This is a genomic window from Bombilactobacillus mellis (genome assembly GCF_000967245.1).
Classification (GTDB): domain Bacteria; phylum Bacillota; class Bacilli; order Lactobacillales; family Lactobacillaceae; genus Bombilactobacillus; species Bombilactobacillus mellis.
Map to the genome: position 1 here is coordinate 62,008 of NZ_KQ033882.1, position 6,240 is coordinate 68,247.

General features: G+C 30.2%; 8 protein-coding genes. All 8 read left to right on the forward strand.

Features of this window, described 5'->3' with window-relative positions:
- Window positions 1-6: 6 nt before the first annotated feature.
- The 8 genes from JG29_RS08450 to JG29_RS08485 all read left to right on the forward strand — a co-directional run bounded on the left by JG29_RS08450 (window position 7) and on the right by JG29_RS08485 (window position 5,814).
- Complete coding sequence (locus JG29_RS08450; RefSeq protein WP_045923541.1) at window positions 7-774, forward strand: hypothetical protein; 768 nt, start codon at window positions 7-9, stop codon at window positions 772-774.
- 58 nt (window positions 775-832) lie between these two features.
- Window positions 833-1,153 carry a hypothetical protein gene (locus JG29_RS08455; protein WP_045923542.1) on the forward strand — a complete coding sequence of 107 codons (321 nt, stop codon included), beginning with the start codon at window positions 833-835 and terminating at the stop codon, window positions 1,151-1,153.
- 2 nt (window positions 1,154-1,155) lie between these two features.
- The gene (locus JG29_RS08460) at window positions 1,156-1,659 is read left to right on the forward strand and encodes a YopX family protein (RefSeq protein WP_045923543.1); all 504 of its coding nucleotides are present in this window, start codon (window positions 1,156-1,158) and stop codon (window positions 1,657-1,659) included.
- A 2-nt stretch (window positions 1,660-1,661) separates the two neighbouring features.
- The gene (locus tag JG29_RS08465) at window positions 1,662-1,949 is read left to right on the forward strand and encodes a hypothetical protein (protein WP_045923544.1); all 288 of its coding nucleotides are present in this window, start codon (window positions 1,662-1,664) and stop codon (window positions 1,947-1,949) included.
- A gap of 133 nt (window positions 1,950-2,082) precedes the next feature.
- Entirely contained in the window at window positions 2,083-2,322 is a 240-nt protein-coding gene (locus JG29_RS08470; RefSeq protein WP_052696358.1) for a hypothetical protein, read from the forward strand.
- A 63-nt stretch (window positions 2,323-2,385) separates the two neighbouring features.
- Window positions 2,386-2,643 (forward strand): DUF3850 domain-containing protein, encoded by a 258-nt coding sequence (locus JG29_RS08475; protein ID WP_045923546.1) that lies wholly within the window; start codon window positions 2,386-2,388, stop codon window positions 2,641-2,643.
- Window positions 2,644-2,843: 200 nt separating this feature from the next.
- The gene (locus JG29_RS08480; protein WP_052696359.1) at window positions 2,844-3,803 is read left to right on the forward strand and encodes an AAA family ATPase; all 960 of its coding nucleotides are present in this window, start codon (window positions 2,844-2,846) and stop codon (window positions 3,801-3,803) included.
- Window positions 3,804-3,966: 163 nt separating this feature from the next.
- Window positions 3,967-5,814 carry a BspA family leucine-rich repeat surface protein gene (locus JG29_RS08485; protein ID WP_045923548.1) on the forward strand — a complete coding sequence of 616 codons (1,848 nt, stop codon included), beginning with the start codon at window positions 3,967-3,969 and terminating at the stop codon, window positions 5,812-5,814.
- The last annotated feature ends 426 nt before the right edge of the window (window positions 5,815-6,240 follow it).

The following is a 6,240-nucleotide window of genomic DNA, read 5'->3' on the forward strand; positions in this document are numbered from 1 at the left end:
ATAACCATGACAGATCGTTTAGCAGAAATAATGGATTCACTTTATGATTGGCATCATAACGATAACAACAAAATTGTTGCTCCAAACTGCATTTTACCTGAGTGCATTAAAGAACGTATCAGATATTTTCTGCCACAAATGGACAATGGTCTAACTTTTAAAGGGTGCATGGAATACGTACTAGCAACCCAAGAAAATGAAAAGAAATTATCAGAAGATTATGAGAATTATTCTTATGACGATTGGCTGCCAGTTTCTGACAAAGTCGAAGAATGGCATAAATCATACTATGGACTACAGGAAAGATATGCTTGGCCACAAGTGGCAGTTGCCATGTTATATGGATATGGTGAGGAAGACTATCAAGTTAAATATGGTAAATATTATTTTAATAATCGCTATTTACTAGTCAGTGATCCAGCTGATTATACCCACTTTTCCAAGGAAGGCGCAGAAAGGGCGGCTCACTTGTTGAAACCTGAATATGTTATTAAAAATGTGCGATTTTGGAATTCAAATCAAGGCACTATTTCCCGTAAATATATTAGGGCTGATACTCAAATCCCACAAAAATATATTAGTCCCGACTATGTATTTTTATTCCAAGTAGGAAAACAAGCAGTTGGTATGAACGGTGAGAAAGTAAAGCTTGATCTACCAGACTGTGTTCGTTTTGATGAGGCAGTTCAGATTTTGCAAAGTATTAAAAATATAAAGCCCAAAATTATAAGAGCTAAACAATCGAAAGAATCCGATTTAGCAGGTAATAACTGATACTGCATAAATCAATGTTTTATTTGAAGTACTTGATTAAGCACAAAGGAGGTATCCAATGATGCTATACCAAATAAACGATAGCACCTACGCTGGAGCTTATATCAAACTAGAGTGTATACAATCTATCCTTCCAAATTACAGTATCAAGGATATGGAGAAATATAATTATAATACCAATAGACCTACTCTTAAAAATCGGCCTGAGCCTGTATCCTACACAATTGTTTTATACCCAGATAGGGACTTGTTTTGCCTGGATGCTAAAGATTATCAAGATTTGAAAAAGGTGCTAATTAAAGAAGGACTTTTACTACCCAACCAACAGAAGAAAACAAAAAGAACTACTAGCATAAAACCTATTTTGGAGGAGGACTAGCAATGAATTTAATTAGATATAGGGCACGACTTTATCCTGTAAAGCCTGATGCAAGTGAAGACGAAAAAGACGAATACCGTTATTTTTATGATGATCTGGAAACAACTAATCTTTTAGATGAACATGGTTGGATTTATGGAGGATTACTTTATTTTGGAGATCAACCGTACCTTGTTGGTGATTTTGTAGAAGTCACAGAGGATTATTGTATTCCTGAATTTTTCAATCCCATAAATGAAAAATATGTCAACTGTACTATTGATGCTAAGACGTTGTGTGCTGGTATTAAAGTCTCTAATGAACTAACAATTTTTCGAGGAGATATTATCAGTACAACTAATGCAAATAAAGTATCTAGATATGAAATATATTCCACTAAGTTTGGTCTTGCTGCTAAAAATATTTCTACTGGTGTTACTGAGAGCCTCAATAGTAATAATGTTATTAATGAAAGTACTTGTGTAATTGGCAATAAGTTTGAAAATCCAGAACTACTGGAGGTCTAGAAATGAAGCGTTGGTATAAGAAGAAGCCAGAAATTTTATTTGAACAGTTTGATGGTTCAAATGAAATGATAGATAAATATGGACTTAGCCGTATTATCGCACTTGACGGTGAATTCACAGATACATTTTATTTTGAAGATAAAATGAAATTAACTATTGGTGACTGGATAGCCACTGTAACAAATGGTGAACATTGGTCAGTTAAAGATGAAATTTTTAAAAAGACCTTTTGGTCATTCGGTCAGTTGATGAGGAAAACAAATGAAACATATTACCTTAGAATAAATTGAAGTTACTTGGGCAGAATTTGATATTGATAATAAATATACTTTGAAACAGATACAAAAATTTATAGATCTTGAGGATGAGGAAGATTTATTAGATTAATGGCCAAAAATGGAAAGCTTAAAAGGAGGACTAGCAATGAAATACTTTAGATTTAGTGAACCTGAATATGCATTAATTGCAGCTAATTCCGAAGAGGAAGCGGTTAAATTATATAGAACTTATGTTTATCCACCAGATGATTTTTTTGAAGTTAACTGTTTAACCATAGATTTTGAAACTGACAATATTAATCATTTAACTGAAAGTGAAATCAAGGAACTAGATACCCCATATAAAGCAAAACCACAAGTTATTATTGACGCCAGATATATATAAAATTTCATTCAAAAATGGAGAACTAGTAAAAAGATCTTTTGAAACTTTGGGGGGTATTTGATAATGGCGATACACAAGTTAAAAATTGATTCTAAATATTTTGACGCGGTTCGTAAAGGCTTTAAAACCTTTGAAATCCGTAAAAATGATCGTAACTTTGAAGTTGGCGATAAACTTATACTTCAAGAGTACGATCGTGAAAAACAGGTATGTACAGGATATGAATTGTTAGCATTTGTCACATATATTACTAATTTTGCTCAAAAAATGGATTATGTAGTGATGGCAATTCGTGTTAATCGCCCAAAATTGAATCAATAAAGCTAAAATAACTAAACGAGCCAAAGAAAGGCTCACTGAAACTAAAAATAGACAGACAAAAATCCTACCTTTTAGGTAGGATTTGGCAGTCCATAAACATAGAAATGTATATTATAGTGGCTACAAAATATTATAGCCTGTATCCATTATAATTAATGACTGCTTATTAATCAAATATTTATTAAATGGAAGTGAAGTCTGTGATTAATGATCAAATCTTAAAATTAGTGGCGGCTCATGCCAGTCATAATGATATAGAGTTTAACGAGACTGTAAAAAGTATAGCTTTGGCGGAGCGGAAAAAGGGTAATACTGCTTATTCAATATCACTAAAACGACTTTTATCATCTGGTATTACTACACATGCAGTTAATAAGCATCCATTTAATGAAGACAGTAAAAATTTATTTGAACTAGTATCAGATACAAGAGATAAAGATGACTTAATTATTGATAAAAATATCAAAAAAGCACTTGAAGAAGTTATTTCTGAATTTTATAATCGCGATAAGCTGGTTAAAGTAGGGTTAGAGAATAATCGAAAGCTATTATTAGAAGGCGCACCGGGTACGGGTAAAACTATGACAGCGATAGCTTTGTCATCAGAACTTAATTTACCACTTTATAGACAGCAGACTGATGAATTGATTGATGGCATTTTAGGTGGTACTGCGGCCAATTTACGTACTGTTTTTCAAATCATCCATAATCATTTAGGAATATATTTATTTGATGAATTTGATTCCATTGCAACGCAAAGAAAAGTATCTCAAAATTCAGCTGATAATGAAATGCGCAGGGCTCTAAACTCGCTACTTCAATTTATAGAAAATGATAATTCACAAAGTTTTATCATAGCTACAACTAATATGAAAAGTATTCTAGATTTAGCCTTATTTAGAAGATTTGATGTGGTATTGCATTATTCTTTACCAGACCAAAAACTGAGAAAATTAATGTTTCAACGCCAGTTAGAAAAATATAAAATTAACGTACCTATCACAGAGGACTTACTAAATATTAGTGAGGGTTTAAGTCAGTCAGATATAGTAAAAGTTTGTCAAAAAGCAGCAAAGCATTCTATTTTATCTAATGAATCAGTTAAAACCCAACAATTAATTTTTTGGAGCAAAGAAGTCAAAGGGGTTTATGAATATTAATCAGTTAAGTATTCTATTGAGGATATAATATAGTTATGACAATTATAAACTTAAAATTTTAAATTTTTGTACTTTCATATTGCGGATAATAGCCAATAAATAATTAGTAATAGTATTTAAAAAAAGGGAGGGATTAATCATTAAAAGTTCATTATATGGGTATTTGCTTAAAGAAGTAGAAAAGAAACTCAAAGGTAAAGAAAAAAATATAAAGAAACAGAACAGTTATGCAAGAATAGTGATAATACTTTTATATAAGATTGCTATTGTTTTGTTAATATTCTTAATGGATACTTTATATATCGCAAGTGTCAAATCAACTGTAAAATATAGACAAATTTTTATTTGCATTGCGGAAGTAAGTTGGGTTTATTGGTTCGTTTTAATGTTGGTACTGGTCTTATTTGTTTATAATAAAAGAAGTTTTTCCTATATTGACCCCGATAAAGAAAGAGATAAACTTTTTGAAAGCATGATCTCTGATAAAACACTATTCAATAGATTGAATCAAATATTAGCAGAAAGTCCTGATAAAAATCTTGCAATGAGTATACTAATATCTGACTCTAAATACGAACCTAAATTAGACAAACCTAAATATAAAAATATTTTGGATATATTCCTAAAATTACTAAATTTACTAAATGGAGTAGGTGGAACTTTTATTATTCCAAAGATAGTTAAATTTATATTAAAACTAAAATTGACGGGAAACAGTTTAGCTATTTTTATTTCATCATTTTGTTTTCTTATTTCTTTTGAAATGATAATTTATATGTTTTATAAAAAATATTATAAAAATATTTATAAGAAATTATATATAAATACTTTGGATTTAAAAAAAGGTACATTAGAATTATATATAAAAAATTATGTTACTGGATTCGGATATAATAGAAATTGTGAATGCTATCAAAGTATTGATGGTACTTGTAAGTTGAGTATAGTTAAAGATGGTGACTATGTAGTATTAACTATTCATGCTGGCCAACTTGAGCCTGGAAAGTTAGTGTATAATATTAATAATAGTCATGAGATTAATAAAATAGTCGTTGATCCTGGTGTCAAAGCACCAAAAGACTCTTCTGAATTATTTGCGAACTTTCCTAACGTCAAAGAAATTGTTGGCCTTTCTAATCTTGACACTTCTGAAGTAACTAATATGAATGGAATTCTTTTTGAATGTGGTGTAAAAGAATTAAATTTGAGTGATTGGGATACTTCTAAAGTCACTGATATGAGGTGGTTATTTGCACATTGTCTTAATCTAGAAAGGATTAATGTCAAGGGTTGGGATACCTCAAATGTTGAAAATTTGAGTGAAATGTTTTGTACCTGTCCAAAATTACATAAATTAGATCTGAGTAATTTTAAAACATCTAATTTGGTAATGGGAAAGAAGATGTTTGATGGAGATGTCCTCTATGATTTAGATATTAGAAATTTAGATAATTCCAAAACTGGTTTACTTATGATATTTGATAATAGTCTAATCTATAAAATAACAGTAGGCTCTAAATTTATAGATGTTTTTCCTACTTTTTATGGTTATGGTACTGATCTTCCATTTGAGGAGGACGGAATTACGTATATTACTACTAGTGATAAATGGGTTGCTTTAGATGGACCAGATAAAGGTTCTAAAAAAGATCCTTATGAAATGAAGAATGTAACAAGAACCCAACCAGTAACCTATGAAGTAGAACATATGCCTCTAGAAAACAAAAATTATACTGAAGATAAAATAATCACTCGTACGATTAATTTACATTTGAGATCAGCTCAAGGATGGTCTGATACGATAAATACTTCAATCAAACAAAATGCTACTGTTCATAGACAAGTCACAACTGATAAAAATGGTCAAAAAACTTATGGTGAATGGTCACAAGACTATTGGGAGGAATATAATGCTCCATATACAAGCATAAGTAATCCGAATCCAGCAAAAGTAGCTAAGCAAATCGTAGACAGTAATACTCAAAACCAAATCGTAGATATTTATTATTAATAGTCAACTAAATAGAACAGCCCACCATTAGGTGGGTTTTTGTTTAATCCTTTTAAAAGGATATTCAAAATTTTATTGTATATAGTAAATTACATAAATAGTTTTTAACGTACTAAATGAAGTTATAGTAGTAAATATAAATATATGTTGATGTTCAAAAAAGACGTATAAATAAAGAAGATATACAGTGAATCTTTGCTAAAATAGGCGGATCTAAAAAACGTTGCTGGAGAGTGGTTACTACACTCATAGCTAAAATGATTATTAAATAAGTAATAAGCAGTATTATCATTTACATATCTAAATAAACGTATATAATGAGTTTAAAAAGAGAGTATGACATAAGTAAAAATTAATTGGACAATAAGGGCGTCAATAAATTAGATAAAGTCTAATAAGTTTTTTAATTATAGTTAATAAGAGGCT

What these genes read in the sequence shown, in the direction of transcription:
- JG29_RS08475 (WP_045923546.1), top strand. Translation starts at nt 2,386, where the DNA reads ATGGCGATACACAAGTTAAAAATTGATTCTAAATATTTTGACGCGGTT.
- JG29_RS08455 (WP_045923542.1), top strand. Translation starts at nt 833, where the DNA reads ATGATGCTATACCAAATAAACGATAGCACCTACGCTGGAGCTTATATC.
- JG29_RS08470 (WP_052696358.1), top strand. Translation starts at nt 2,083, where the DNA reads ATGAAATACTTTAGATTTAGTGAACCTGAATATGCATTAATTGCAGCT.
- JG29_RS08450 (WP_045923541.1), top strand. Translation starts at nt 7, where the DNA reads ATGACAGATCGTTTAGCAGAAATAATGGATTCACTTTATGATTGGCAT.
- JG29_RS08465 (WP_045923544.1), top strand. Translation starts at nt 1,662, where the DNA reads ATGAAGCGTTGGTATAAGAAGAAGCCAGAAATTTTATTTGAACAGTTT.
- JG29_RS08460 (WP_045923543.1), top strand. Translation starts at nt 1,156, where the DNA reads ATGAATTTAATTAGATATAGGGCACGACTTTATCCTGTAAAGCCTGAT.